At 36.0% G+C, this 26043-nt stretch carries 29 protein-coding genes, 2 riboswitches and 1 other annotated feature (1 of these 32 only partly in view); of the genes, 13 read left to right on the forward strand and 16 right to left on the reverse strand.

Going from position 1 to position 26043, the window contains the following annotated elements:
* The first annotated feature begins 116 nt into the window (after positions 1-116).
* Positions 117-755, forward strand: a complete 639-nt coding sequence (locus tag DS031_RS01120) for a molybdopterin-dependent oxidoreductase (RefSeq protein ID WP_113804084.1) — start codon at positions 117-119, stop codon at positions 753-755.
* A 29-nt stretch (positions 756-784) separates the two neighbouring features.
* On the opposite strand, the gene DS031_RS01125 is transcribed toward DS031_RS01120, so the two are convergent.
* The 5 genes from DS031_RS01125 to DS031_RS01145 all read right to left on the reverse strand — a co-directional run bounded on the left by DS031_RS01125 (position 785) and on the right by DS031_RS01145 (position 3702).
* Complete coding sequence (locus DS031_RS01125; RefSeq protein WP_113804085.1) at positions 785-1237, reverse strand: MarR family winged helix-turn-helix transcriptional regulator; 453 nt, start codon at positions 1235-1237, stop codon at positions 785-787.
* Positions 1238-1400: 163 nt separating this feature from the next.
* Positions 1401-2024 (reverse strand): DUF3885 domain-containing protein, encoded by a 624-nt coding sequence (locus tag DS031_RS01130; RefSeq protein ID WP_113804086.1) that lies wholly within the window; start codon positions 2022-2024, stop codon positions 1401-1403.
* Between the two features lie 144 nt (positions 2025-2168).
* On the reverse strand, positions 2169-2642 hold the full coding sequence (locus DS031_RS01135; RefSeq protein WP_113804087.1) for a ribonuclease H-like YkuK family protein: 474 nt from the start codon (positions 2640-2642) through the stop codon (positions 2169-2171).
* Positions 2643-2873: 231 nt separating this feature from the next.
* Complete coding sequence (locus DS031_RS01140; protein WP_113804088.1) at positions 2874-3116, reverse strand: hypothetical protein; 243 nt, start codon at positions 3114-3116, stop codon at positions 2874-2876.
* 130 nt (positions 3117-3246) lie between these two features.
* Complete coding sequence (locus DS031_RS01145; RefSeq protein WP_113804089.1) at positions 3247-3702, reverse strand: hypothetical protein; 456 nt, start codon at positions 3700-3702, stop codon at positions 3247-3249.
* 199 nt (positions 3703-3901) lie between these two features.
* Here DS031_RS01145 and abbA point away from each other — a divergent pair, with 199 nt between their 5' ends.
* A complete protein-coding gene (gene abbA, locus DS031_RS01150) occupies positions 3902-4096 on the forward strand; it encodes an antirepressor AbbA (protein WP_113804090.1) in 195 nt (64 codons plus the stop codon).
* 92 nt (positions 4097-4188) lie between these two features.
* On the opposite strand, the gene DS031_RS01155 is transcribed toward abbA, so the two are convergent.
* Positions 4189-6402 carry a UvrD-helicase domain-containing protein gene (locus DS031_RS01155; protein WP_113804091.1) on the reverse strand — a complete coding sequence of 738 codons (2214 nt, stop codon included), beginning with the start codon at positions 6400-6402 and terminating at the stop codon, positions 4189-4191.
* Positions 6403-6669: 267 nt separating this feature from the next.
* On the opposite strand from DS031_RS01155, the gene DS031_RS01160 reads away from it, so the two are divergent.
* The 4 genes from DS031_RS01160 to ytkD all read left to right on the forward strand — a co-directional run bounded on the left by DS031_RS01160 (position 6670) and on the right by ytkD (position 8871).
* Complete coding sequence (locus DS031_RS01160; protein WP_113804092.1) at positions 6670-7014, forward strand: hypothetical protein; 345 nt, start codon at positions 6670-6672, stop codon at positions 7012-7014.
* A gap of 111 nt (positions 7015-7125) precedes the next feature.
* Entirely contained in the window at positions 7126-7428 is a 303-nt protein-coding gene (locus tag DS031_RS01165) for a hypothetical protein (protein ID WP_113804093.1), read from the forward strand.
* A 325-nt stretch (positions 7429-7753) separates the two neighbouring features.
* On the forward strand, positions 7754-8287 hold the full coding sequence (locus tag DS031_RS01170; protein WP_113804094.1) for a hypothetical protein: 534 nt from the start codon (positions 7754-7756) through the stop codon (positions 8285-8287).
* A gap of 113 nt (positions 8288-8400) precedes the next feature.
* On the forward strand, positions 8401-8871 hold the full coding sequence (ytkD, locus tag DS031_RS01175; protein WP_113804330.1) for an RNA deprotection pyrophosphohydrolase: 471 nt from the start codon (positions 8401-8403) through the stop codon (positions 8869-8871).
* A gap of 33 nt (positions 8872-8904) precedes the next feature.
* On the opposite strand, the gene DS031_RS01180 is transcribed toward ytkD, so the two are convergent.
* The 3 genes from DS031_RS01180 to DS031_RS01190 are packed head-to-tail and all read right to left on the reverse strand — an operon-like array spanning position 8905 to position 11483.
* Positions 8905-9705, reverse strand: coding sequence for an ABC transporter permease (locus DS031_RS01180; RefSeq protein WP_113804095.1), 801 nt, complete (start codon positions 9703-9705; stop codon positions 8905-8907).
* Positions 9698-10462, reverse strand: a complete 765-nt coding sequence (locus DS031_RS01185) for an ABC transporter ATP-binding protein (RefSeq protein WP_113804096.1) — start codon at positions 10460-10462, stop codon at positions 9698-9700. The genes DS031_RS01180 and DS031_RS01185 overlap by 8 nt, the downstream gene beginning before the upstream one ends.
* 16 nt (positions 10463-10478) lie before the next feature.
* Positions 10479-11483 carry an ABC transporter substrate-binding protein gene (locus DS031_RS01190; RefSeq protein WP_425451913.1) on the reverse strand — a complete coding sequence of 335 codons (1005 nt, stop codon included), beginning with the start codon at positions 11481-11483 and terminating at the stop codon, positions 10479-10481.
* Between the two features lie 109 nt (positions 11484-11592).
* Between DS031_RS01190 and DS031_RS01195 the strand changes: the two genes are divergently transcribed.
* Entirely contained in the window at positions 11593-12381 is a 789-nt protein-coding gene (locus DS031_RS01195) for an alpha/beta hydrolase family protein (RefSeq protein WP_113804097.1), read from the forward strand.
* Between the two features lie 44 nt (positions 12382-12425).
* Here the strand turns inward: DS031_RS01195 and pckA are convergent, their stop codons facing one another.
* Positions 12426-14009 (reverse strand): phosphoenolpyruvate carboxykinase (ATP), encoded by a 1584-nt coding sequence (gene pckA / locus DS031_RS01200; RefSeq protein ID WP_113804098.1) that lies wholly within the window; start codon positions 14007-14009, stop codon positions 12426-12428.
* Between the two features lie 414 nt (positions 14010-14423).
* Positions 14424-14534: riboswitch (SAM riboswitch) on the forward strand.
* A 149-nt stretch (positions 14535-14683) separates the two neighbouring features.
* Between pckA and metK the strand changes: the two genes are divergently transcribed.
* Positions 14684-15883, forward strand: coding sequence for a methionine adenosyltransferase (gene metK / locus DS031_RS01205; RefSeq protein WP_113804099.1), 1200 nt, complete (start codon positions 14684-14686; stop codon positions 15881-15883).
* A gap of 115 nt (positions 15884-15998) precedes the next feature.
* Positions 15999-16442: an Hsp20/alpha crystallin family protein gene (locus DS031_RS01210; protein WP_113804100.1), complete on the forward strand. Its 444-nt coding sequence runs from the start codon at positions 15999-16001 to the stop codon at positions 16440-16442.
* Between the two features lie 66 nt (positions 16443-16508).
* Here the strand turns inward: DS031_RS01210 and DS031_RS01215 are convergent, their stop codons facing one another.
* The 3 genes from DS031_RS01215 to DS031_RS01225 all read right to left on the reverse strand — a co-directional run bounded on the left by DS031_RS01215 (position 16509) and on the right by DS031_RS01225 (position 18884).
* Positions 16509-17663, reverse strand: coding sequence for a glycosyltransferase family 4 protein (locus DS031_RS01215; RefSeq protein ID WP_113804101.1), 1155 nt, complete (start codon positions 17661-17663; stop codon positions 16509-16511).
* An 18-nt stretch (positions 17664-17681) separates the two neighbouring features.
* Positions 17682-18221: a phosphatase PAP2 family protein gene (locus tag DS031_RS01220; protein ID WP_113804102.1), complete on the reverse strand. Its 540-nt coding sequence runs from the start codon at positions 18219-18221 to the stop codon at positions 17682-17684.
* A gap of 141 nt (positions 18222-18362) precedes the next feature.
* Positions 18363-18884: a gamma carbonic anhydrase gene (locus tag DS031_RS01225; protein WP_113804103.1), complete on the reverse strand. Its 522-nt coding sequence runs from the start codon at positions 18882-18884 to the stop codon at positions 18363-18365.
* Between the two features lie 91 nt (positions 18885-18975).
* On the opposite strand from DS031_RS01225, the gene DS031_RS01230 reads away from it, so the two are divergent.
* Together DS031_RS01230 and DS031_RS01235 are read left to right on the forward strand one after the other, a co-directional pair.
* Complete coding sequence (locus tag DS031_RS01230; protein ID WP_113804104.1) at positions 18976-19755, forward strand: alpha/beta hydrolase; 780 nt, start codon at positions 18976-18978, stop codon at positions 19753-19755.
* 147 nt (positions 19756-19902) lie between these two features.
* The gene (locus DS031_RS01235; protein ID WP_113804105.1) at positions 19903-20964 is read left to right on the forward strand and encodes a tetraprenyl-beta-curcumene synthase family protein; all 1062 of its coding nucleotides are present in this window, start codon (positions 19903-19905) and stop codon (positions 20962-20964) included.
* 7 nt (positions 20965-20971) lie between these two features.
* Here the strand turns inward: DS031_RS01235 and mnmM are convergent, their stop codons facing one another.
* The 3 genes from mnmM to DS031_RS01250 form a co-directional block, all read right to left on the reverse strand.
* Entirely contained in the window at positions 20972-21544 is a 573-nt protein-coding gene (mnmM, locus tag DS031_RS01240; RefSeq protein WP_113804106.1) for a tRNA 5-(aminomethyl)-2-thiouridylate-methyltransferase MnmM, read from the reverse strand.
* The gene (gene mnmL / locus DS031_RS01245) at positions 21541-22503 is read right to left on the reverse strand and encodes a tRNA modification radical SAM protein MnmL/YtqA (RefSeq protein ID WP_425451914.1); all 963 of its coding nucleotides are present in this window, start codon (positions 22501-22503) and stop codon (positions 21541-21543) included. Before mnmL ends, mnmM begins: the two co-directional genes overlap by 4 nt.
* A gap of 169 nt (positions 22504-22672) precedes the next feature.
* Complete coding sequence (locus tag DS031_RS01250; RefSeq protein WP_113804107.1) at positions 22673-23269, reverse strand: DUF1802 family protein; 597 nt, start codon at positions 23267-23269, stop codon at positions 22673-22675.
* 142 nt (positions 23270-23411) lie between these two features.
* A riboswitch (TPP riboswitch) is annotated at positions 23412-23528 on the forward strand.
* 196 nt (positions 23529-23724) lie between these two features.
* Here DS031_RS01250 and thiC point away from each other — a divergent pair.
* Together thiC and DS031_RS01260 are read left to right on the forward strand one after the other, a co-directional pair.
* A complete protein-coding gene (gene thiC, locus DS031_RS01255) occupies positions 23725-25506 on the forward strand; it encodes a phosphomethylpyrimidine synthase ThiC (protein WP_113804108.1) in 1782 nt (593 codons plus the stop codon).
* Complete coding sequence (locus tag DS031_RS01260) at positions 25484-25696, forward strand: hypothetical protein (protein WP_113804109.1); 213 nt, start codon at positions 25484-25486, stop codon at positions 25694-25696. Before thiC ends, DS031_RS01260 begins: the two co-directional genes overlap by 23 nt.
* Positions 25697-25853: 157 nt before the next feature.
* Positions 25854-26043, forward strand: a binding site (T-box leader); it runs 42 nt beyond the window's last position.

A 26043-nucleotide genomic window follows, 5' to 3' on the forward strand; every position in this document is an offset into this window, starting at 1 on the left:
GGTTATCAAGCTCCTTTAAAAATAATTAACTGATTGAAAGATGCTTTTATGATAAGATTGATAAGCATGAATTGCAACCTTTTAAAGTTTAATTGAAACAGGAGTGAATAAGAAGAATGTCAAAAGTTTTACCTCCAGGACAAATTGAAACAAATAAATGGCCAATTCTTCATGAAGGCGATGTTTATAAATTTGAAGAAGAAGCATGGACGTTTAAGTTGTTTGGTGATATTAAAAAGGAAGTAACATTATCTTATGAAGAAGTCATGAACCTTCCTAAAACAATTTCAACTGTGGATATGCATTGTGTGACAACATGGTCAAAGTTTGACACAACATTTGAGGGCATTGCATTTCGTGAATTTTTAAAATTTGTAGAGTTGAGTGATGATATTAAGTACGTACGTATTTATGGTTACTTAAATGGTAATCGCTTTGGCTATTCTGCAAATTTACCTTTAAAAGAATTAATGGGGAACGATTCATTGTTTGTTTATCGTTGGAAAGATTCCTCTCATGATTGGGCAAATATACGACCGAAGCATGGGTTTCCGCTTCGTTTCATTCCGCCTGCTTCATTTTATTTATGGAAAGGAACAAAATGGGCTTCAGGTATCGAATTTATGAAAGAAGATCACCCAGGCTACTGGGAAGAGCGGGGCTACTCAATGACAGCGAACCCTTTTAAAGAACAAAGATTTGCAGAGAATGGCAGTAAACCAAGCGGTTATTTTGGTATGGATGAATGGAAATAAGAAGCCAAAGGGACTGTCCCTTTGGCTTCTTATTTTAATAGTTCTTTTGTTGTTAATCCTAATTTCTTTAATAAGAGAATAATTTGCTGTTTTTCTTCAGAATTTAAACCACTTAACCCTTTTTGGATCGCTTCAGCATGCAAAGGAAAAATACGATCCATCAATGTTTGACCTTTTTCCGTTAAGACAGCATGTGTAACACGGCGGTCTTTAGGGCATGGCTGTCGTCTTAACAGTCCATTTTTTTCAAGTTTATCTACAACATAAGTAATGCTTCCACTTGCTAAAAGAATCGCTGAACCAATTTTTTGGAGGGGCTGTGGCCCTTGGTGATAAAGAAGCTCAAGCACTGCAAATTCAGTAGGGTGCAGGTCGTGAGATTTTATATCACGTTGAATATACTCACTAATGCTTTGATAAGCACGAGAAAACACGCGAAACATATGAAGTGCTTGTTCAGTTTCTGTACGATTGTTAAGCATAAAATAGACTCCTTACTAACTTAAATATAACTTTATTATACAGATTTTTTGGTGAAAAGATAAGAAGATGTCATTTTTGCACTTAGTTTTAGCATATAGACTTTCTACCATCAAAAAAGCGGTTAACTAGTTATTTTCCAACTAGTTAACCGCTTTCAATTAATTAGACGATCTTTTGCTTTGTTTTTAATTCATCAGTTGTGCCAGCAGCAATCCAATCGTTGTAATTTTTCTCAAGCTTTTTTAAGGAGCGCTTTTGATTGGCGCTCACAGTTAATTTTTCTGGATTCCATATATGCATAATGATATGTTTTGTAGGATGGATAAAGAAACATTCCATATACCCATCCTTCTGGAGAGTGGGATTTTGATTTACAATGTGTTCAATGAGTCGTTGATAACGAATAGAAGAAACTTGGCAGGTTACACAGTATTGAAATGTCTTTAAGTTGGATGTTTCTGAATGATCGTAGGGCTTTTCAATAAGTTCAAGCCGATTTAGACAGCGCTGGTTTTTAAAGATATCAGCCCAATCAACTTTTGTGCATAGTTCTTGTTTTGTCATTTGAACGGGAAGATGAAAATTGACGACTACAAAAATGTCGTCTGCTTTAGTATGGAGCGTTTTAAAAATCGTATCGGCTCTTTGTAACGCGGTATTAGAGTGTTCATCGTCTTTTATTTGGATGTTAAGAAGATGAGGAGAATAATTTAGATGGAGTAAACCTTCTTGCAACATTGGAAATTCTTCCTTTAAATAATCAGTCAGAAGTTCGGTGTTGTTCATAAGCTCCTCCTTTATAAATAAGTAATTGTCTTGTTTATTATACAAAATAAAGGTTGTTATGTCGAACTATTATGAAAATTTAGATAAAAAGTCTTATAGCGAACAAAAATCGAGGAAATTCCCTCGATTATAATAAATATTTTATTACCTTGTATATTTATCAGCAACAGCACTTGCACCATATGCGTTTGGTTTAATTTTAGCGACATAGCCAACAGAGGTTACCCATCCCACCACTTCTTGAATAAGTTTACGCGTTTCACCCTGCTGACCTACATCAAGATGAATTTCAATAGGCCAATCGGCAAGAAGGTCGGTAATGCCGTGCTGTTTTAATTGATCCATCACTGTTAAGCTTAGCTCTGTTTCTTTGTAAATGCGGTAGCGTAAATCTATTAAAGGTTTGCTTTTTACTTTTTGATAGTAGAATCTTGCTCCTTTCCCAACGCGGTGAATAATGAATGCTGTTACGATAATGCTGCATTTTTGCGTTGTTTTTGAATCTGTTCCGATAACAACTTTATAAGTTGCTTTAGGATCTTCTTTTAAATAGGCTTTAATATGCTCATTTATATCGTCTAGTGAGACTTTACCGTAGGAAGGGTTTAAAAAATACAAGAAATTCTCCTCCTTTAACAGCCTTATTTTCATTTTTATGATTCATAGGCAGACGTTATGAGCAGAAATTTACAGCAAAGAAAACGAAGAATGCTGATTTATGTAGACGGCTTTCACTTAATTTACAGCGATCGTTTTGATGCCGAATTTTTATAGGATGTTTATTAAAAACTAACGGTTCACAAAACAAGGCTGAGTTAACCAGCCTTGATTAACACAGCCTTGTTTTTCTTAGTAACCAAAAGGACCGTAAAAGCCCCCGTAACCATATCCAGGCCCATAACCGTAACCAGGTCCATAACCATATCCAGGTCCATACCCGTAGCCGTAACCGCCGTATCCAGGTCCATATCCATATCCATACCCATAGCCTGGAAATAATAAATCACCAAGCAATCCTCCTGCTAAACCACCAGCAAAGCCTCCGAAAAAAGTCCGCGGGTCATGATTATGATGAGTTTGTTGTCTATACACGTTTTTCCTCCTCTAAAAAATGGTGAGAAAAATGCCTACACTAAAGAATATGATAATCATTTAAAAACGAAATGGACACGCGCGGAATTTTCTCTTTTTATTATTAAATTTCAGGGTTAAGCGCAATTTTTTATGATGGAAGACAAAAGTTAATTTCTTTAATTCGTTTTAACAGCTTGTTTGCTTTACGCTTATACTTTTGATCATGAAATAATTCATATAAAATTAAATAATCATTATAACGATCTAGAATCCGGTCAATTTGTTGAATGACTTCATCTTGTGATTTATTCACTATTTTCGTATGGGTATATGCTTTTTGGGTGTTTTTAACAAATATTTTAATGATTTCATATAAATAGTGAACATTTTGTTTTTTTATTTGTTCTTCTGTTGAAATAATTAAATAAGAGTCTAGGGCTGGGACAGAAAAGGATAATTGATTTGATGTGCCGCTAATTTGCATCGTAATTTTTCCTGGGTGTTTGCCAACTTGAAAGGAGATAACGCGTTTTATATGTGTTTTTTGATCAGAGTCTTTGCAAATATAAAACCAACACCTTTTTGCCTCCTGAATAATGTTCATGTGCCTTAACCCCCTTTTTTACTATAATATGCAGACCGCCTAAACTGGTTTGGACATCTATCCCGATTTATTTGCAATGCATTTCAATACACAAATTGAATATTATCGAAAGTTAAAATGGAAAAAATTTAGTTATTATCGTTCGTGATAATAGACAGTACAATAGAAGTAAGAAATTAAAGAGAAGGGGAAATGCAAAATGTCATCTATAAAATCTTTTAGCCTATCAAACGAAGAAAAAGAGCTTTTAATTGATTCATTGTTTTCTCAAAAATATGTGATTGAAGTGATTAGTAGTATGATTAGTGATCTTGAAAATCAGGCTGTCATGGATGAGGAGAAATTAAAGAAATTATCGGTGTTATTTGATCGTTTAAAAGAAAATGGATTTTAGTCTATACATAAATAGATAATGATAGAGCAGCTGAAAATATGTTCAGCTGCTTATTTTTATTGTGATTATTTTGTTTTTAGCATAAATAAAGGTTAAACTTTCACATTTTTTATACTTTCCACCATTTTTTCGCCGCAAATTGGACAAGCTCTTTCTTGGATGCTGTGATGATTAGAAGTAATTTTCATCCAACCGTTGCAGTGCTGATTTGTACAGCTTAATATCGGGACTTCATTTAAATTTTCCTGTTTAGAAATAACTGGCTTTGTTTGAAAGGCTTCTAAAATAAACCTTGAAACTCCTATCGTTTTCCCGCGATATTCACAAGGTGAACTTACGTAAAGTTCATTTATTGCTCTTGTCATAGCCACATAACAAAGGCGGCGCTCCTCTTCAATTGCTGCAGCAACCTTTTGCTTTCCTTTGCCCTTTTCATAAATTAAATCACTTTTCTCATCAGCTGATAAGGAGAAGCCATGAGGAATAATTGTTTCTGAAGCGCCAATAAAGAAGACAGCAGGGAATTCCAGTCCTTTTGCTTGGTGAATGGACATGAGTGATACTGCATTTGAGAGTGTGTGTTCGTTTGCTTTTGCTAATTGTTCATATTTATTTCGCAGTGAATCAATGAAGCTTAAGAAAGCTGCAATGGTTTCAAAGCGCTTTGAAGAAAACTCGAGCTCATCTAAAGATTCCTTAATTGTATCCTTGTGCATCGTTAAGGTTTGACGGCCATCGGTTTCTAAATATTTCTCATAATCTTTTCTAACCTTTCGAATGGCTTGTTCAGGTGTCATACCAGCTAAGGAACGGATTAATAACGCCCGTTCACTAATTTTCTTTTTTTGAAACTCTTTTAAGTTTTTTTCATTTAAGAGGTGAAGAAGCGGCTCTTCTTTAGGATCAACAAAGTCTTCCATTTCAATAAAATGAATTGCTTTTTCTTTATTTATATAAAGGGCAGGCAATATTGATGAGATAGCTGTTAAGTTTTGTGGTTCAAGGGAAAGACGTAAATGAGCAATAACGGGTTTAATAACTGCTTGTTCATAAAAAATTTGTTTAATCGTATGAGCGATGAAAGGCACCTCGCGAATAACAAGCTGCTCAAACATGGCCCGGGCATTTGTATGAGTACGAGATAATATAGCAAAATCCCGGTATGTTTTTTCTCCATTTTCTACGTCTGTAATAATCTTATCAATAATGGTATTGGCTTCATCTTCTGTTGTTTTTGGGCGTGCAAATTTAGGGTGGAAATTTCCCTTTTTTGCAGCAGTTAATTTTTTAGGAAAACGTTTTTTATTGTGATCAATGACCGCATTGCTTAATCCTAAAATTGTATCGGTACAGCGGTAATTTGTTGATAGTGTAATTTTTTTTGCCCTTGGATAGTGAGTTGGAAAATCTAAGATAATATTGCTGTCCGCTCCATTAAATGTATAAATAACTTGGTCATCATCTCCAACAACAAATAAATGATTGTCAGGTAAAGCGATCTTTTTAATTAATTCGTATTGCAGTTGATTTGTATCTTGAAATTCATCGACCATTATATAGTGAAATCGCTTTTGAACCGATGCCAGCAATGAAGGCTGCATGTTTAGTAACGTATAGGAGGCTAGTAAAATATCATCAAAATCGATCTGTTTCTTTGCTTTTTTCTGTGCTTCATATTGTTGATAAATTTTTTTAATTTCTTGTTCCACATTTGTTTCACTAGGAGCATCGTCTGCATAAATCATATTCATTTTGTAATGGGAGATTGCGGCAAGCACAGCCTCGGGTTGATAATCTCCCTTAATGCCCAAATCTCGAATAATAAGTTCAATCATCATGTGTCGATAGCGATCGTTGGATAAAATAGTATGATTGATTCCTAATTTTCGAAGCATGCTGAGGAAAAAGGAGTGAAATGTTCCAACGGAGAGAGACTGAATGATTTCTTGTGTCATTCCAGAAAACTTTAATAAACGCTCTCTCATTTCATTTGCAGCTTTTCTTGTAAAAGTTACAAGTAAAATGTGTTTTGGATCTATTTTTTTAACTGTTAATAAATAGGCAGTACGAGCTGTTAATACTGCAGTTTTTCCACTGCCTGCCCCAGCAATTGTTAAAAGAGGACCCTCTACATGGGTTACAGCTTCCATTTGCTGTTGATTTAATATAATTCCATGTTGGTGAAGTGATGTAAAAAAAGCTTTATCGGCTTCTGTCGTATAATCAAGCACAGCTTCTGCTGCAGTCAGTGAAGCTATGGGACGTTTTTTTGTTTTTACACCATAAGGAGTTTCAACAAATTTCATATCGTTCACACCCGCTTAAAAATGAATTCACGATTTTAATCATATCATAAAATAAGGGGAAGTGCCGCTCCTCTATTATGTTGAGCCTAAAGAAGCTTTTCCTTTTTGTTTCTCCGTGTTTTACAGGGGATTTTGTAAAGATATTTTAAAAATAATAACGAACAGCTTTCTTCTGCTTTTAAGAAGAGATAGAATCTTTTCAATAAAACAGTTAAAATGAATATGCAGCAAACTATACGTGAAGTTATAAAGAAAGGGGGAGAGAGTGTGAATCGGCGGGTGCCTTTTTATTTAGGGGGAATAGGAAGCATATTAGCAATTGTTTGTTCCATACTAGTAGTTACACCTTTTTTTCAATTTTTGGATTTTAAATCATACAAGGCGGCTCTTTTTTTAACATCCTTTTTCTTTTCTTTATTAGGAATAATTGGTACATTTTTAAGTTATAAAGAGAAACAAATTATCGCAGGGTTTATGATGATTTTATCGGCACTTGGCGGTATAATCTCAATCTCAATTTATTATTTATTGCCAGCTGTCTTTCTTATTAGCGGTGGCTTTTTAAATGTAGTCATGAAAGAAAATAATGCAGAAGCTAAACCGAATACATAATACTGATGAAATGCGCCATTACCTTTCTCAAATGGCGTGTTTTTAATGTGTCAAAAAGTAATAATTAGGGAATGAAGGGTATAAGTGAATAATAAGAAAGGAGAGGAAAAGGTGAAGAATAAACAGGTATACTTTGTTTCACTGCAAAGTGGGGAAATGCGTAATCAACCATGGGATGATCAGTTGAATTATTTTGAGATTAAAGCAGATCCACAAGAAGCCAAACAGCTAGAACACCTTTTAAGAGAAGTGGATAAACGAGATTTTAATTCAAATGCCTTTTTATTACACCATTTTAATGAAGAAAAAGTAGACGGTGATCGAGAAGAATACCAGTATATTCTTGAGAAGGTGTATCAAAAGGTTTATGAGCTTGGGACATTAGAAACAAAAGAGCAGTTGAAGACATTATAACTTATGGAATGAACTTCAACTTTATTAATCATTGTTGAGGCTGCCGCCTTTACTGCGAATATTTGTAAAAAAGCAGCGAAATTGCTGCTTTTTTATTTGGAGACAAATAAGTTATCAGCAATCCAAAAGCGCCATGGATAATCAACTGCTTCTTCTGCATAATCAATTCTAATAAAATGGATAAAGGGATAGATGAGTAAAAAGCTTCATGGAAACAAATGTTATAAATGTTAAAATAAATAGTAATTAAAATAGATGTTTGAAGCAGCGAGAGACGCGGGAAAATAGTTATAAGAATAAAATAACCATATAAGGTGTGACATACATGAATAGACCTATTCAAATTTCTTTTGTTGCTTTTTTGTTCATTGCCTTAAGTGGTTGCAATGGATTTGAGCAAATAGACTGGAAGCAGGAATTAACAACTGTTGAACAAGCAGCTGAAGCAAAAGCAAATGAACAAAAGATTGAACAACCGCCAGTTGAAGAGTTGGCAAAAGAGTTCATAAATCGCCTTGTGCAAGAGGTTGATCATAATTATAAAGTTAAAGATTTTACCTCAAAACAAGCATTGATTGATTATATGAGTGAAATTGTCAGTGAAGATGCTGCTGAAAAGGTTGTCAGTTTTTATTATAAAGAAAAAAAAGATGGATTATATATTGTACCCACAGAACTAATGCCTTGGTTTGTTGAAGAAAATGAATATAAGTTAGAAAGGCTGGATCATCAAACTTATCAACTAAAGCAGATGAATGAATCAAATTTATATGGAAATTATGAAATTACAATTATGTTCACTTACGAACATCAACATTGGAAAATTAAAAGTTTCCATATTAAACAGCACACGGCTTAATATGCCGTGTGCTTTCTTTTTAAAAAATATGAGAGAGGTATTGGACTTTTCGGGAGAGTATTTTTAAAATAGTCATAAGACGATGACATGGTGAGGTTTTAAATATGAAAAAAATAATATCTTTTACAGATTATCATCATAACCCTGTTCACCTTAGTTTTTCAAAAATGCCATTTTCTTCGGTGCCGAAGCACGTCTGGATTATTTGCCGATTTAATGGCAAATGGCTGTTAACAGATCATCCTGAGCGCGGCCTTGAATTTCCAGGCGGTAAAGTAGAAGAAGAAGAAGCGGCAGAACAGGCTGCAGTACGAGAAGTTTTTGAAGAAACAGGTGCGGAAGTTTCACATATTACGTACATAGGACAGTATATGGTAGAAGGAAAAGGGGCTACAATTATAAAAAATATTTATTATGGTAAGATTAAGGCAATTATTCCTCAAGAAAATTATCATGAAACAAATGGACCTGTTTTATTAGAGGAATTACCAAACGATATCAGATATCATGATCGCTTTAGTTTTATGATGAAAGATGATGTGCTCGTTTACAGCTTAAATCAAATAAAACAATATCACCTTTAAATAAAGAAAAACGCTGACTTTGTTGGCTGGAAGTCAGCGTTTTATTAGTTTTGTTTCAAACCAGTTCACAAATTGATACATAAAGGTAGCTAAAACGGCAATAACAAGCAGGCTCAGAAGTACAAGTGTAAAATTAAATACTTGAAAGCCGTAAATAATCATATAACCAAGACCAGCTTTAGAAACGAGGAATTCTCCAACGATAACACCAATCCATGATAAGCCGACGTTTACTTTTAGGGCAGAAATGATAGTGGGAAAAGAGGCTGGTAAAATCACCTGTTGAAAAAGCTGCCGTTTTGTACCACCGAATGAATAAATAACTTTTTCATAATTGGGATCAACTTCTTTAAAAGAAGAATAAACGACAAGGGTAGTAATAATAACCGATACAGTAATCCCCATGGCAATAATGGAAGCAGTATTAGGTCCAATCGCTACAATAATAATAGGTCCAAGGGCAATTTTGGGCATTGCATTTAATACAACAAAATAAGGATCTAAAATGGTAGATAAACGCTTTGACCACCAAAGTAATGCAGCAATTACTGTGCCAAATAATGTTCCTAAAATAAATCCAGCAATCGTTTCAAATAATGTAACAGAAGTATGAGTGACTAAACTTCCATCTTCTAGTTTGATTATAAAAAGTTTAAAAATTTTAGATGGTGAACTGAATAAAAGGGGATCAATCCAGCGTAATTGAGAAGTAAGCTCCCATATGGCAAAGAAACATAGAAAAATAAGAAGCTGCCAAAGGCGAACAATTCTTTTTTCGGATTTTTGTTTTTGTAAATAGGCATGATGTTTTTTGAAAATTATTTCATCATTCAAGGCTTTCTAACTCCTTCCAAATTTTTTGAAATAAACAAGAGAAATCATGGTGCTGTCTTGCATCAAATGGATTAAGTTTTGTTAAGCTTTCGGGTACTTGAAAGATTGTTTTTACTTTTCCAGGTCGATGAGAAAATAAAAAGATTCGATCTGACATAGCAATTGCTTCACTAATATCATGTGTAACAAGAATGGCTGTTTTTTCATGTTCTTTTAATGTTTGAAACACTAAGTTTTCAAGTTTTAGCTTTGTTTGATAATCTAAAGCGGAAAAAGGTTCATCTAATAGTAAAAGTTTTGGATCTGTCGCAAGTGTTCGAACGAGTGCAGCACGCTGTCTCATACCCCCAGATAATTGAGAAGGAAAATAAGTTTTTACATCAGAAAGGCCCATTTCTTTCAGTAAATAAGCGGCATAATGCTTGTTTTCAGCTGTTAATTTGTTTAAAAGTTTCAGTCCAATTAAACTGTTTTGTTCAATCGTTTTCCAAGGAAATAAATAATCTTGTTGAAGCATGTAACCAGTTTTTCTCGAAAAATTTTTAAGTGGTTGTCCTTCAATAGTCACACTGCCGTCGCTTGGAGAAAGCAATCCGGAAATAATCGATAAAAGCGTTGTTTTTCCACAGCCGCTGGGACCGAGGAAGGAAATGAATTCTCCTTCCTCGACTTTTAGCGACACATCATCTAAGGCTGTTGTTGCCTGCTCGTTTGTAAAATACAAATGACTAATGTTCTGCACGTTTAATAATGCCACATTCCATTCCCTCCAATTATTGTAGTGCTTTTTCTGCAAATTCAGTATTCACAAGAATGTTGTAATCAACACGCTTAGGAAGTTCACCGGCTTCATCCATAATATTTTGTAAATTGTTCCATTCTGTTTTATCTAAAATTGGATCTGTTGCAAAACTTCCTTGGCTTTTGTAGCGATCAACAACTGTTTCAATTAGAGAAAGAGGAGTATCTTCAAAAAATGGAGAGATCGACTCAGCAATTTCTTTATTTGAATGGACTGCTACCCATTGCTGTGCTTCATAAATTGCTTTTGTATATCGCTCAATTACATCTTTGTTTTCGTTTAAAAAGCTTTGTTTTGTCATGAAAACGGTGTAAGGCACTTTACCAGATTCACTGCCAAAAGAAGCGACAATATGACCAATTCCCTGCTGTTCAAAAAGGGTCGCTTGCGGCTCGAAAAGCTGCACATAATCACCGGTGCCGCTTGCAAATGCGCTTGCAATATTTGCAAAATCAATGTTTTGAATTAACTGTAAATCTTGTTTTGGATCAATATGATGCTTTTTTAACACAAATTCACCGACCATTTGCGGCATTCCACCTTTACGCTGACCGAGGAAAGTGCTTCCTTTTAGATGTTCCCAAGTAAAGTTTTCTACCTTATTGCGAGAAACGAGAAATGTTCCATCTGTTTGAGTGAGCTGTGCAAAGTTAATGACTGGATCAGTTGTACCTTGCGCATAAACATAGATGGATGTTTCTGAACCAACAAGTGCAATGTCAGCTCCGTCAGAAAGGAGGGTTGTCATTGTTTTATCTCCACCCCATGTTGTTGTTAGTTCAACATTAATTCCTTCTTTTTCAAAAAAACCTTCCGAAAGCGCCACATATTGCGGAGCATAAAAGATTGATCTTGTAACTTCAGCAACACGAATTGTTTGCTGTTTTGGTTTTGATGAACAGCCAATGAAAAATAATGAGAAAAGTAGTAAAAAAGAAAGCGTCATAGCAAGTGGCTTAAATTTTTGATGCATCATTGCACACTCCTTTAAATGTTTGTAATAGTGTATGAATGAGTAGAAATATGTGTGTTCGCCTATGATAAAATGATAAACAATAAACAACTTCATTAAAGGTCGTGAGCATATGCAAGTAGAAAATGGTGTGATTATTGATAAACAACGAATACCATCTCCACATCCGCGTATTTATCTCTATGTGGTGACATACATAAGTGAAGGGCTAAAAGTAAAGGGGATGTTAGCTGAACCACAGTGGGCTGATAAGTTTCCAGGTTTTTTATACTTACGAGGCGGTATAAAAACAGTAGGTATGGTAAGAACAGCAAGAGTCATTCAATTTGCAGCAGAAGGCTTTGTTGTAATGGCTCCATTTTACCGCGGCAATAAAGGGGGAGAAGGAAAAGAAGATTTTGCCGGCAAAGATCGTTATGATGCTGTACATGCCGTATCTATTTTAATGAATCATTCGAAAGTAAAGAGGGATTCGATTCATGTGTTTGGTTTTTCAAGAGGAGGTGTGATGGCGCTTTGGACTGCACTCTTAAAACCAAGCATTCGCTCAGTTGTTACATGGGGTGGTGTTTCAGACATGACATTAACGTACGAAGAAAGAGTTGATTTAAGGAAAATGATGAAGCGTATCATTGGAGGGAGCATTTGGAAAGTACCAGATCATTATGAGGCTCGTACACCCATTCTACAGCTTGATCAGTTAAGAGCACCGGTTCTCATCATTCATGGAGTAAAGGATGAAAATGTTGGGATAGAACATGCCTATCGTTTAAAAGGAGCATTAGAAAAACGAAATAAACAGGTTACGAGTTGGATTTATGAAGAGTATGATCATTATTTTCCTCCTCATTTTAATCGTTATATTGTAAGTGAATTAACCAAATGGATGAAGAGTCAATGAAAAAGAGTGAGACTTCTATTTATTAGTCTCACTCTAATGGTTTATTAGATACGCGGTCCGGCCTGCTTGATTTTATCCGTTATACGATCAAACTTTTTAAAATTTTGATGGAACTTTTCAGCGAGTTCTTTTGCTTTTTGATCATATGCCTTTCCATCATTCCATGTTTGCTTTGGCTGCAGCACTTCATCTGGTACACCTGGGCAGTGAATTGGAATTTGGAGCCCGAAAATGGAATCGGTAACGGTTTCCGCTTTATCAAGTTCTCCTTGAAGGGCAGCCTGCACCATTGCTCGTGTGTAACTTAATTTAATTCGTTTTCCTTCTCCATAACCTCCACCATTCCAGCCTGTATTAACAAGGAACACTTTGACATCATGCTGGCTAATTTTTTCACCAAGCATTTCTGCATATCGTGAGGCGGCAAGCGGCAGGAACGGTTCACCAAAACATGTAGAAAATGTAGCTTGCGGTGAGGTAACTCCTCGCTCAGTTCCGGCAAGTTTGCTTGTGTAACCAGATAAAAAGTGATACATGGCTTGTTCTTTTGTTAACTTGCTAATTGGAGGAAGTACACCGAATGCATCGGCCGTTAAAAAGATGATCGTGTTGGGATGACCTGCGATGCTTGGTTTCGCAATATTTTCAATCTTATCAATGGAATAAGCGGCACGTGTATTTTCAGTTAATGAAGTATCCTCATAATCAGCCTGACGATTTTCTTTATCAATTATTACGTTTTCAAGAACAGAACCAAAACGAATGGCGTTATAAATTTGCGGTTCATTTGTTTTTGAAAGGTTGATACATTTTGCATAGCAGCCGCCTTCTATGTTGAAAATTCCTGTATTTGACCAGCCGTGTTCATCATCACCAATTAACTTGCGCTTTGGATCAGCTGACAGCGTTGTTTTTCCAGTTCCAGACAAGCCGAAAAATAGGGCTGTATCACCTTCTTCTCCAACGTTAGCAGAGCAGTGCATAGATAAAATGTTTGATTCGGGAAGCAGAAAGTTCATCACAGAAAAAATGGACTTTTTCATTTCTCCCGCATATTCTGTGCCGCCAATTAAGACCACTTTCTTTTCGAAGGAAATCATAATAAAAGTTTCGGAATTCGTTCCATCCACTTTAGGATCAGCTTTAAAGGTTGGCGCATAAATTACAGTAAAATCGGATTTATGTGATTGTAACTCTTCTTCAGTTGGACGAATAAACAGCTGCTGGGCAAATAAATTGTGCCATGCAAATTCATTAATCACTTGAATCGGAAGCTGTGAGTTTTTATCGGCTCCTGCAAATCCTTTAAAAACATATAGTTCTTCTTGATCGTTTAAGTAATGAAGTACTTTCTCATATAGCCTATTAAATTTTTCTGAACTGATCGCCTGATTCACTTTTCCCCAATTGATTTTTTCTTTTACATGATCTTCTTCCACAATATATTTATCTTCAGGAGAACGCCCTGTATATTTTCCCGTTGCTACACTTAAAGCACCTGTACTAGTAAGGATGCCTTCTTGTCGCAGCAAAGCTTTTTCAATGAGCTGTGGTACGGATAAATTTAATAAGGCTGTTTCTTTTGTAAGGATTTCTTCAAGAAGAGGAGAGAGTGTGTGAGTGTTCATAACAAAACCCATCCTTTTTTTAAAAATTTTTTATGTGAAATCTAACAATTTAAGATAACGTTTTCAATATAACTTTAAAACAACTAAATAAACTGTCTGTTTATAAATAATTTAAAAATAGTATAACACATTATATAAAATATTCTATACTTAATTGCCCGTTTTATAAAAAATAATACAAAATAGGCTCATTTATTTAAAAATTAAAGCTATTAACAAGGTAAGAAATTAATGTGGAGAGCTTTAAAGGTTTAAGAAATAAAAACAAGGATCATAACCAAGAAGAAATCCAACATAAACGAGCAGAAGATAATGATATTTAATAAAAAAACGCAAATAATTTTATGTTTTTAGAATTTCTGCATTGTAGTTGACACCGTTAGTTAACTACGTTATCATGTTCAAGAACGGATACTCTTATCCCGAGTTGGTGGAGGGACAGGCCCGATGAAACCCAGCAACCGTCATCTATGAAACGGTGAAAAGGTGCTAACCTGAAAGGCCTTCGTGCCTTTAAGATAAGAGGTGAAAGGCGAGAAGATCAAACCTTTTCCTCATTATGGAAAAGGTTTTTTTATTGAATAATTCTTGACATTTCAAACAGAATGAAAAGTAGGGAATGAGTGCCGTATCAATTAGTACACTGGCAAATGCCAGGCGTAGGAGGTACAGTAATGTCTAAACAACGTCGTTTATTTACATCAGAATCTGTTACAGAAGGTCATCCAGATAAAATTTGTGACCAAATTTCTGATGCCATTTTAGATGAAATTCTAAAAGAAGACCCTAATGCTCGTGTTGCTTGTGAAACTTCTGTAACGACAGGACTTGTTCTTGTTGCAGGAGAAATTACAACAAACACATATGTGGACATTCCAAAAGTTGTTCGAGAAACAATTAAAGGAATTGGTTATACGCGTGCGAAGTATGGCTTTGATGCTGAAACGTGTGCCGTATTAACGTCTATTGATGAACAGTCAGCTGATATTGCGCAAGGTGTAGACAAAGCATTAGAAGCGCGTGAAGGTCAAATGACAGATGAAGAAATTGAAGCAATTGGTGCAGGTGACCAAGGATTAATGTTTGGTTACGCTTGTAATGAAACACCAGAATTAATGCCTCTTCCGATTTCATTAGCTCATAAACTTGCTCGTCGTTTAAGCGAAGTACGTAAAGAAGAAATTCTTCCATATCTTCGTCCAGATGGTAAAACACAAGTAACTGTAGAGTATGATGAAAATGGTAAACCTGTGCGCATTGACACAATTGTTATTTCTACACAGCACCATCCTGAAGTAACGTTAGAGCAGATTCAACGCAATCTTAAAGAATACGTTATTCAACCAGTAGTACCTGCAGAGTTAATTGATGAAAAGACAAAATATTTTATTAATCCAACAGGTCGCTTTGTAATTGGAGGACCACAAGGAGATGCAGGATTAACAGGTCGTAAAATTATTGTTGATACTTACGGTGGTTATGCACGTCACGGCGGTGGTGCATTCTCTGGTAAAGATGCAACAAAAGTAGACCGCTCAGCAGCGTATGCAGCTCGATATGTAGCGAAAAATATTGTAGCAGCTGGTCTTGCAGATTCTTGCGAAGTACAGCTTGCTTATGCTATTGGTGTTGCACAGCCAGTATCGATTTCTGTTAATACATTTGAAACAGGTAAAGTAAGCGAAGAAAAACTAGTTGAGCTTATTCGTAATAACTTTGACTTACGTCCGGCAGGAATTATTAAAATGTTAGACTTACGTCGTCCTATTTACAAGAAAACAGCAGCTTACGGCCATTTTGGACGTACTGATGTTGAACTTCCATGGGAATTTACTAATAAAGCAGAGGCTTTAAAAGAACAAGCAGGTATATAAAAAAGCAAGACCCTCAATGGGTCTTGCTTTTTTCTTTTTTATTGAAACCGTTCATCAGCCTAGAACATATGATAGCTGTAAATACAATTTATTTAAGGAAGGAGAAGGATGAACAATGAGTTCAAACGATAAAAATTTTCCGAAGTTATTTAATGAAAAAGTACTGCAGGATTGGTTTTCTACATTAGATGGTTTTTTCCAAGAACCGTTTCAGCGCTTTTTTGATCGCCAAATTCCTGTAGATGTGTATGAAACCTTGACAGAATTAATCGTTGAAGCGGATTTACCTGGAGTAAAACGCGAACAAATTCATTTAGAATGGCTTGAGGATGGCTTGAAAATTACAGTAGAAGATAAAAAGATCGTTGAAGAAGAAAATAACCATGAAAAATATTATCGAAAAGAACGCTCATTTCAACGAATGGAACGTTATATTCCGCTTCCTTATACAGCAGCTGTTAAGGAAATTAAAGCAAAATTTCAAAATGGCATATTAGAAATTAAAATTCCAAAAAAGAAACGGAAGCGAAATGATTCTAAAATGATTGATATTGAATAAGAAGATGAAAGAGGCTGTCTCAAAAGCACAGAGTCAGACCCTATTGAGACAGCCTCTTCTAACTAACTACAGTGCTTTTTGATACTTGGTTTGCAGAACTTTTCTTGCAATCACTTCTTCGTAACTCGCTAAAAGATTATCAAAAATGGTGTCCCACGATTGTGATAAGGCATATTGCCGGGTATTAAGACCCATTTCTTTTAAAAGAGAAGGCTTATTTACAAGAGTAAGAATATGTTGAATAAAGTCATCATGATTATTTGCTTCAGCAATCATCCCTGTCTTTTTATGGGTTACAATCTCAGTAACACCACCTTTATTTGCGACGACAGCGGGAGTACCTGAAGAAAGTGCTTCAAGCGCTACATTACCAAATGTCTCGGTTGTAGAAGGGAAAACAAATAAATGAGATGCTGCATAGGCTTGTGCGAGCTCTTCTCCTTGTAAATAGCCTGTAAATGTTACATTGCTCGGCATGTCTTGTTCGAGCGCTCCTCGTAAAGGACCTTCTCCAACGATGAGCCAATCCACTTCTCGATTTAACTCATCCGGCATTTGAGTAATAATTTTCTGAAGAACATCAAGACTTTTTTCTGGTGCTAATCGTCCGACAAATAAAAAAAGATAGTTTCGTTTAAGTTGATAACGATCACGAAACCCACTGCTTGATCGAAGCGGATGAAACAATTCAGAATCCACACCTCGGCGCCATAAAGCTAAGTTGGCAAAGTTTCGTTTTTCTAAATGCTCTTTTGTTTCAGTTGAGGGTACATAAATTTTTGAGAATGGCTGATGAAACCATTCCATATAGCGCCATAGAAGGTTAGAGAACCATTCTAAATGGTAATAGTGTAAGTAGTGATCAAAATGGGTATGGTAAGAAGCGACCATTGGAATTTGCTGCTTTTTTCCGTATGTTAATCCGCTTAAGCCGAGGTTAAATGGTGTTGCAATATGAAGTAAATCAGGTTTAAAGTGATGCAGCTGTTTTTTAATTTTTAGTAAATTAGGAAGTGCAATCCGACATTCTGGATATAAAAAGAAAGACATGCTGATAAATCGATGGATGTTATCAGCATATAATTCTTCTTGATTGCTGTCAGGAGCAAAAACAATGTGTGGAATGTTGCGCTTTTCTAGATGATGAACAAGACGCTTTAATGTTTTTGCAACTCCGTTTACCTGCGGCGGATAGGTATCAGTGAAAAGAGCAAGCTTCATATTTTTACACCTCCAATATTAATAGGGAATAGAGGATAACAAGAAAATGGATAACAGGGCGGCGCTTGTGCCTAAAAGAATACCTGCTAATACGTCTGATGGATAATGCAGTCCCAGAAAAATGCGCGATAGCCCTACCAGAACAGCAATTGGTAAAAGATAAAGAGATAGTAAAGGAATATGAATCATAAATGGCATCGTAATTGAAAAAATGGCTGTTGTATGTCCTGATGGAAACGAATGATCTTTTAAAGGTTTCGGAATGGTAAGAGTATCGGGTAATGTCAGATAAGGACGGTTTCTTGGAATTAACTTTTTAATAATCATTACTGGAATATGACTAATTATTAGTGCAGCGGCGGCTTCATATCCAATTCGTTGAATGGAAGGCGAAGCAAAAAGACAAAGAAACACTGTTGTAAAAATTGTGCATACAGCTCCACCTAAATGTGTTACCCTGCTTAACAATTGATAAAACAATGGTTCGTTGTACTTTCCATTCATTAATCGAAACAGTTCACACTCTTGTTCATAAATCCACAGCATAATCTTTGTCATTTGAAATCTTTATCTCCTTTTTAATAATAGTGTATTGGTTACATCTATTTTATCTTTGAAATATAATGGAAATATAAAGATAGTTTTAAGTTTTTATTAACAAAAATAAAGGAATAAAAAACAGTAGAGGCCTAAGACGCTCTACTGTTTTTTTTGCTGCAAAGATTTATAGTATTGTCCTTTTTCTACATACTCTCGTCTAATTCGTGCCATATCCTTTTTATCTTCTTCCGTTAATTCGCGCACGACTTTAGCTGGTCTTCCAAAAGCAAGAGTGTTTGGGGGGATTTTTTTGCCTGGAGAGACAAGACTTCCTGCTCCTATAAAGGCACCTTCGCCAATTTCTGCTCCATCTAAAATGATTGAACCCATACCGATTAGAGCCTTTTTATTAATGCGGCAGCTGTGAAGAATAACTTGATGGCCAACCGTTACATCATCTTCAATAATTAATGGGTTATTCGGACTTTGATGGAGAACAGAATGATCTTGGACATTTACACGTTTACCAATAATCGTCGGAGCAACATCCCCTCTTATTGTTGTGTTAAACCAAATGCTGGATTCTTCATTAATTGTGACATCTCCAGTAATTGTTGTATAATCTGCAATAAAAACAGTGTTATGAATATTAGGGGTTTTACCTTTATATGGATAAATCATACTCATCCCTACTTTCTTTGTTTAATCGCTTATTAAAACGGTTAGTTGTAGTGTAGCAAAATCATTTGGTTTTTAGAAGGGAGATTATAGAATGTGGAAATGGGAAGTAAGTAATGCAAAAGGTGTGTTTGTTATTGTGCACGGTGCTGGTGAGCATCATGGCCGGTATTCATGGCTTGTAGAAAAATGGAATGAAGAAGGCTTTCACGTTATAATGGGGGATTTGCCTGGACAAGGCACAACAACGAGAAGAAGAGGTCATATTGATTCTTTTAATGATTATATTGAAACGGTTGCAGGTTGGGTTGAACAGGCAGAACAGTATAAGCTGCCCATTTATTTATTAGGTCACAGCATGGGCGGTCTTGTTGTAATTCGTACTTTGATGGAAAAAGATCTTCCAATTGAAGTAGTGCTTCTCTCCTCGCCATGTTTAGGATTAGTTCGTCCCCCTTCAAAAGGAAAGCAAGCATTAGCAAAAGTATTAAATGTTTTTTCACCAGCAGTACGCTTTCCATCTAACCTTGAACCTGGTACAGCAACAAGAAACGAAGATGTGCTGCAAAAAGATGCTGAAGATCCGCTGTATGTTCGAAAGGTATCTGTTCGTTGGTATCGTGAGCTTGAAAAGGCGATGGAAATTGTTCATACGAAAATAGAAAAATTCCCTGATATGCCGCTTCTATTGCTGCAGGCCGGAGATGATCGAATTTGTGATAAAGAAAGAGCGCAAGAGTGGTTTAATCGCTTGCTGTTACGTGAAAAAGCATATAAAGAATGGGAAGGTTTGTTTCATGAAGTGTTTAATGAGCCAGAGCGTGAAGAAGTGTTTCAATATGCGAAATCTTTTATGGTAATGAGACAGCTGTAGATAGGAAGCTGAGTATGCTTCCTGTTTATTTTTCTTTCATATACTTAAGGTGATTTAATTTCTGTAAGAGTTTAACGTATAATAAACGCTAAGACTTGTAACATTAAAGGATATTATTCTTTTAATGATTTAAGGGAGTGACTTCATTTGAAAGTGCCAACACGTTCATGGACTTTAATGAGAGATATTTATCAAAAAGTACTGCCTCGCACACACTATTATTTAGAAAACTGGCGGAAATATGCAGAAAAAATTCCTAATTCTGAATTAAGAAAACAAGCATTAATGAGTATTGAGGAAAAAACCTTTCATTGTGAAGGCGGCTCTATTTATGGCCTTCTTGCTCCTCATAACATTGATTCTGTTATTGAATTTATTGTTGCCTATCAAACAATTAGTGATTATTTAGATAATTTATGCGATCGCAGCACGTCGCTTGATCCAACAGATTTTCAAGCACTCCACGAATCAATGCTCCATGCTTTGTCGCCTTATCAAAAACCTGTTAATTATTATCGCTATCGGGAGGAACAGGAAGATGCCGGTTATCTTGAAGCACTTGTTTCATCTTGTCAAAAGGTGCTTCGTACGCTGCCTCATTATGAAAAAGTAGCTCCCCATTTAATAGAACTTGCTCGCTATTATGTTGATTTACAAGTACATAAACATGTAAAAGAAGAAGAAAGGGTTCCTCGTTTAGTTCATTGGTATGAACAATACAAAGAGAAGATGCCTAAAATGAGCTGGTATGAATTTTCAGCGTGTGCAGGTTCAACCTTAGGGATATTTTGTCTTGTTTCCTATGCGAGCCGTGACCAATGGTCAGACAAGCTTTCACAAATGGTTAAGGAAAGTTATTTTCCTTGGGTACAGGGTCTTCATATTTTATTGGATTATTTTATTGATCAAGAAGAGGACCTAAAAGGCGGGGATTTAAACTTTTGTTTCTATTATGAAAGTAATGACAAACTTGCAGAGCGGTTTGCACATTTTGTTCAGGAAGCTGATAAAAGTGTTGCTAATTTGCCTGATAAAAACTTTCATCATTATATTAATCATGGGTTATTAGCAATTTATTTAGCAGATAAGAAAGTAAAGAAGCAAAAACATATTCAACAAACAGCAAAACATATTATTCAATTTGGTGGAAAGTCAACGTTTTTCTTTTATTTAAATGGGTGGGTTTATCGCAAAATGAAAAAGAGATAGCAGCTTGCTATCTCTTTTCTAATGCGACAATAAAGGGGGGATTATTTTGCTGATTAAGAAATTGATATTTTAAGACGTGAACATCGTGCTGATCTAGGGATGTTACGTAATTTAGCAGGTTATCTCGTTCAGTCTTACCTTCTTCGTGTCCATGATAAATAACGAGGACAATAATTCCTTCCACTGCCAGCAGTTCAAGAAGCTGTTCAACTGCTGAAATGGTTGAGTGCGATTGTGTAACAATTTCTTTATTTCCACCTGGCAAATATCCTAAATTAAAAATAGCTCCTTTAATGTTTCCGTGTGCTTCTTTTGGAATGGTATCTTTTAAGGTACTGTGACTTTTTTGAAAAAGTGTTACTTGTTCCAGCTTATTTTCCTTTAAAAGCCGCTCAGTTGTATTATTAATCGCTTCTTTTTGAATATCAAATCCAAAAACATGACCGTTTGCGCCAACTAAGTTCGTCAAATAAAGGGTATCATGACCATTTCCAACTGTCCCGTCTACAGCATAATCTCCTTTTTGAAGCGCTGTTTCCAAAAGTGTTCTGGCAAATGGCAAAATCCTCTGCATTTTCATGATATCGTAACCTCTTTTTTATAATATTTTCCTTGAAAGCTGTCACGGCGTTTAAGCTCATTTTCAATGGCATTAAACACTTTCCATTTGTTCGCACTCCACATTGGTCCGATAAGGAGATCGAGAGGGCCGTCTCCGGTAATTCGGTGGACCACCATGTCTGGCGGTAAAATTTCTAACTGATCGACTACAAGGTTTACGTATGTGTCAAAGTCTAGAAATTCTAGTAAGCCTTTTTCATACTGCTTTATCATCGCTGTATTGCGAAGCAAATGCATTAAATGAATTTTAATTCCCTGTACATCAAGTTTTGCTACTTCTTTTGCCGTTTCAAGCATCATTTCAGGAGTTTCTTGAGGGAGACCGTTAATAATATGAGAAACAACTTGAATATTATGTTTTCGTAATTTGTTTACCCCTTCTACATAGCATTTATAGTCATGAGCGCGGTTAATAAGCGCTGCCGTTTTTTCATGAACGGTTTGAAGACCAAGCTCAACGATTAAAAATGTGCGTTCATTTAATTCTGCTAAATAATTAACCACATTATCAGGCAAACAGTCTGGTCTTGTTGCAATGGAAAGACCAATAACGCCTTCTTGCTGCAAAATGATTTCATATTTTTCCCGTAATTCTTCAACAGGTGCATACGTGTTTGTATAGGCTTGAAAATAGCCAAGGTATTTTCCGTCTTTCCACTTTTTATGCATTCGTTCTTTAATGGTTTGAAATTGAGTGACAAGATCATCGCGGCGATCTCCTGCAAAATCCCCTGAGCCGCTTACACTGCAAAATGTACAGCCCCCGTATGCGGCTTTACCATCACGATTTGGGCAATCAAATCCACCATCTAAAGGAACTTTAAAAACTTTTACATTAAACGTATCTCGTAAATACTTATTAAAAGTATAATAGCGTTTATCACCAAAATGGCTTGGGATTTCTATAGCTTTCATCATTTGTTTCCTCTCTTTACAATCTTACAGCTAAATAAGATTGTAGCATGTTCTTTTTCTTTATCCAACTGATTGGTTATGTTGGAGTAGAGGAATAATCACTAAAGGGTTAGGGATATTTTTAATCATAATTTTACTATATCAATATGATAAAAGATTGAGCTTTAAGGGCTCAATCTTTTGTATGAGAGAGAAGTGTTTGTTTAATTTGTACGGTTTTTTCTTGGAATTTTTCATCAGATAGTACTGGCTCATAGTTTCTTTGAGGAATAACATCGACTAATTCATGCCATGATTTACACCCTTTGTACTGGTCATGGATTGGAATAGTTACAGGGTTATGCAGGCGGTAAATGCGAAGGAGCAGGGCATGAAGTGGTTTTTTCTTTTTCCATTTTAAGCGTTCTTCAGCTACTTGTTCTGTCCAAATATGAAATGGTGATAAGCTTTTTACTTTTTCTTCATCAAAAAGTTCAATATCTTCCACAGCTTCAGCAAACAACTCAATTTCGACTGTCGTTTTGTTAGGTGACCATTCTTTAAGTGTTTCCTCTAGTTGTGATTGGTAACTTCTCTTTAATAAATGCTTTTTTTGATGTTCATAAGTAGGATAAACATAAAAACATTTTTCTTTTAGCTGAAAATCTTTTGTTTCTTCGCTGATTCCGCCTTTTCGCAGTAATAAAATTTGTTCTCCTGATTTTAAGGCATCGACAACAACAGCCCATTCTTTTAAAGCAGCATTTTTTGTTGGCTGCATAGAGGTCATATGAAATTCCTCCTTATCCTGTTTTTAAGTATCTTAACATACTAAACATAATAGTTTTATATAAAAAGTTAAAAAGATTCAAAAAAAACCTTTTCAAGGGATGAAATATATGGTAAATTATTTTTGTAAACAACATATCTTTTAAGTCTACTAGGGGAGTTCTTATGAGTGAGAGCTGAGAGAAAAGCGCATTAAGGCTTTTCGACCCTTGGAACCTGATCTGGATCATACCAGCGTAGGGAAGTAGAGGGAAGCTCGCTTTATGTATTTTTATAAGAGCGATTCTTCTTTGTATTTTCACTATAGAAAAAAGCCAGTCGGGTTCTGATTATCAGAACCCGACTTTTGTTTTTTGAGCTTTTTTCTTATACCATGAAAGCGCATTTCTGCTTCGCGGTGACTGGTCCTGACTATAGGTTCCTCAAATTTTGTAAAAAAAATGAGGAGGAATTTCAATGACAAGTAAAAGTGTAAATGAAATGAGTATTCCAGAAATAGGAGCATTTCCAGGAAGTAAAAAAGTATATGTGGAAGGATCAAGACTTGATATTCAAGTGGCAATGCGCGAAATTCAGCAGGAAGCTACAACTGGTTCTTTCGGTACAGAGGAAAATGTGCCGTTAAGAGTATACGATACAAGCGGTCCTTATACAGATACAACATATGAAGTTGATATTCGTAAAGGATTACCGGCAATTAGACAGCAGTGGATTATCGAACGCGAGGATGTTGAAGAATATGAAGGCCGTGAAATTAAACCAGAAGATAATGGCTATAAAGCGGGTGATCCACGAGCTAATCTTGAAGAATATCCAGGCTTAAAGCGCAAGCCGCTTCGTGCAAAAGATGGGCAAGCAGTAACACAGATGCATTATGCAAAAAAAGGCATCATTACACCTGAAATGGAGTATATTGCAATTCGTGAAAACTTAACTCCTGAATTTGTTCGAGATGAAGTGGCGAGAGGACGCGCAATTATTCCTGCAAATGTCAATCATCCTGAAAGTGAACCAATGATTATCGGCCGCAATTTTCATGTGAAAATCAATGCCAATATCGGAAATTCAGCAGTGACTTCATCCATTGAAGAAGAAGTGGAAAAAATGACGTGGGCAACGCGTTGGGGCGCTGACACGATGATGGACTTATCAACAGGGAAAAATATTCATACAACAAGGGAATGGATTATTCGCAATTCACCGGTTCCAGTAGGGACGGTTCCAATTTACCAAGCGCTTGAAAAAGTAAACGGCATTGCAGAAGATCTGACATGGGAAGTGTACCGTGATACGTTAATTGAGCAGGCAGAGCAGGGAGTTGACTATTTTACCATTCATGCTGGTGTTCTTCTTCGTTATATCCCGATGACAGCAAAACGTGTCACGGGTATTGTCTCGCGCGGCGGTTCCATTTTAGCGCAGTGGTGTTTAGCGCATCATAAAGAAAACTTTTTATATACTCATTTTGATGAAATATGTGAAATTTTAAAGCAGTATGATGTGTCTGTTTCATTAGGTGATGGTCTTCGTCCGGGGTCAATTGCTGATGCAAATGATGAAGCACAGTTTGCGGAGCTGGAAACGCTTGGGGAACTGACGAAAATTGCATGGCAGCATGATGTCCAAGTAATTATTGAAGGACCGGGTCACGTACCGATGCACCAAATTAAAGAAAATGTGGATCGTCAAATGGAAGTATGTCAGGAAGCACCTTTTTATACGTTAGGCCCATTAACAACAGACATAGCGCCGGGTTATGATCATATTACGTCTGCGATTGGTGCAGCGATGATTGGATGGTACGGTACTGCGATGCTTTGTTATGTAACACCAAAAGAGCATCTTGGACTTCCAAATAAAAACGATGTGCGTGAAGGGGTGATCGCCTATAAAATTGCTGCCCATGCAGCGGATCTAGCAAAAGGGCATCCAGGCGCACAAAAACGTGATGATGCTTTATCAAAAGCGCGTTTTGAGTTTCGCTGGCGTGATCAATTTAATCTATCCCTTGATCCTGAACGTGCTGTTGAATATCACGATGAAACATTGCCTGCTGAAGGTGCGAAAACGGCACACTTTTGCTCGATGTGCGGTCCGAAGTTTTGCTCTATGAGAATTTCTCATGATATTCGTGATATGGCAAAGGAAAACGGTGTAGGTGAAGAGATAGTTATTGAAGAAGGATTAGAAGAAAAAGCAAAGGAATTTCGTCATCATGGCAGCGAAATTTATCGTTAATTCAAAAAGCAGTCGTTTAAATACCCAGGTTCTGAATATCAAACTCGCATTAAATGAAATTGAAACAAAGAAAAAGCAGCTTCACTTTGAATTAGAGAAGATTCAAAACGAATGTCCTCACGATTTTAACGAATCAATGTTCATAAAAACGTGCAGCAAATGTCAGTATTCTGAAAGCATTTATTATTAAAATAAGTGAATCGAACAAAAAAGAAACCTGTCTAAATAAAGATAGGTTTCTTTTATAGTCATTTTAGTGTATAAAACCAATTAAATTGGGGAAGATGGAATATTGTATTGACAGGCTCTTGCCATTTTTCATACAATACAAAGTAATGAGGTCTAGTTTAACAACGTTGACAAGGAGTAGTAATGAGGAAAAAGTTCAAGAGAGCTAACGGTTGGTGGAAGTTAGTACTTTGTTTCTTCATGAACTCGCCTTTGAGTTGCAGATGTGAAAAAGTAGTATCTGCCGTTTTCCTGCGTTAAAGGAATCTAAGTGAGTAGAGCAGTTTTGCTGTGCTAATTTGGGTGGTA

This window comes from Bacillus taeanensis (assembly GCF_003318295.1).
In the GTDB taxonomy this organism is placed as follows: Bacteria; Bacillota; Bacilli; order Bacillales; family UBA6769; genus Maribacillus; species Maribacillus taeanensis.

Bases quoted from the DNA above. Each gene is read 5' to 3' on its own strand.
- DS031_RS01210 (WP_113804100.1), top strand. From the start codon at position 15,999: ATGAGTTCAAACGATAAAAATTTTCCGAAGTTATTTAATGAAAAAGTA.
- DS031_RS01120 (WP_113804084.1), top strand. From the start codon at position 117: ATGTCAAAAGTTTTACCTCCAGGACAAATTGAAACAAATAAATGGCCA.
- DS031_RS01220 (WP_113804102.1), bottom strand. From the start codon at position 18,221: ATGACAAAGATTATGCTGTGGATTTATGAACAAGAGTGTGAACTGTTT.
- DS031_RS01225 (WP_113804103.1), bottom strand. From the start codon at position 18,884: ATGATTTATCCATATAAAGGTAAAACCCCTAATATTCATAACACTGTT.
- DS031_RS01195 (WP_113804097.1), top strand. From the start codon at position 11,593: ATGCAAGTAGAAAATGGTGTGATTATTGATAAACAACGAATACCATCT.
- DS031_RS01190 (WP_425451913.1), bottom strand. From the start codon at position 11,483: ATGATGCATCAAAAATTTAAGCCACTTGCTATGACGCTTTCTTTTTTA.
- metK (WP_113804099.1), top strand. From the start codon at position 14,684: ATGTCTAAACAACGTCGTTTATTTACATCAGAATCTGTTACAGAAGGT.
- DS031_RS01170 (WP_113804094.1), top strand. From the start codon at position 7,754: ATGAATAGACCTATTCAAATTTCTTTTGTTGCTTTTTTGTTCATTGCC.
- DS031_RS01155 (WP_113804091.1), bottom strand. From the start codon at position 6,402: ATGAAATTTGTTGAAACTCCTTATGGTGTAAAAACAAAAAAACGTCCC.
- DS031_RS01145 (WP_113804089.1), bottom strand. From the start codon at position 3,702: ATGAACATTATTCAGGAGGCAAAAAGGTGTTGGTTTTATATTTGCAAA.
- mnmL (WP_425451914.1), bottom strand. From the start codon at position 22,503: ATGATGAAAGCTATAGAAATCCCAAGCCATTTTGGTGATAAACGCTAT.
- DS031_RS01230 (WP_113804104.1), top strand. From the start codon at position 18,976: ATGTGGAAATGGGAAGTAAGTAATGCAAAAGGTGTGTTTGTTATTGTG.
- thiC (WP_113804108.1), top strand. From the start codon at position 23,725: ATGACAAGTAAAAGTGTAAATGAAATGAGTATTCCAGAAATAGGAGCA.
- abbA (WP_113804090.1), top strand. From the start codon at position 3,902: ATGTCATCTATAAAATCTTTTAGCCTATCAAACGAAGAAAAAGAGCTT.
- DS031_RS01215 (WP_113804101.1), bottom strand. From the start codon at position 17,663: ATGAAGCTTGCTCTTTTCACTGATACCTATCCGCCGCAGGTAAACGGA.
- DS031_RS01260 (WP_113804109.1), top strand. From the start codon at position 25,484: ATGGCAGCGAAATTTATCGTTAATTCAAAAAGCAGTCGTTTAAATACC.
- DS031_RS01125 (WP_113804085.1), bottom strand. From the start codon at position 1,237: ATGCTTAACAATCGTACAGAAACTGAACAAGCACTTCATATGTTTCGC.
- pckA (WP_113804098.1), bottom strand. From the start codon at position 14,009: ATGAACACTCACACACTCTCTCCTCTTCTTGAAGAAATCCTTACAAAA.
- DS031_RS01250 (WP_113804107.1), bottom strand. From the start codon at position 23,269: ATGACCTCTATGCAGCCAACAAAAAATGCTGCTTTAAAAGAATGGGCT.
- DS031_RS01130 (WP_113804086.1), bottom strand. From the start codon at position 2,024: ATGAACAACACCGAACTTCTGACTGATTATTTAAAGGAAGAATTTCCA.
- mnmM (WP_113804106.1), bottom strand. From the start codon at position 21,544: ATGAAAATGCAGAGGATTTTGCCATTTGCCAGAACACTTTTGGAAACA.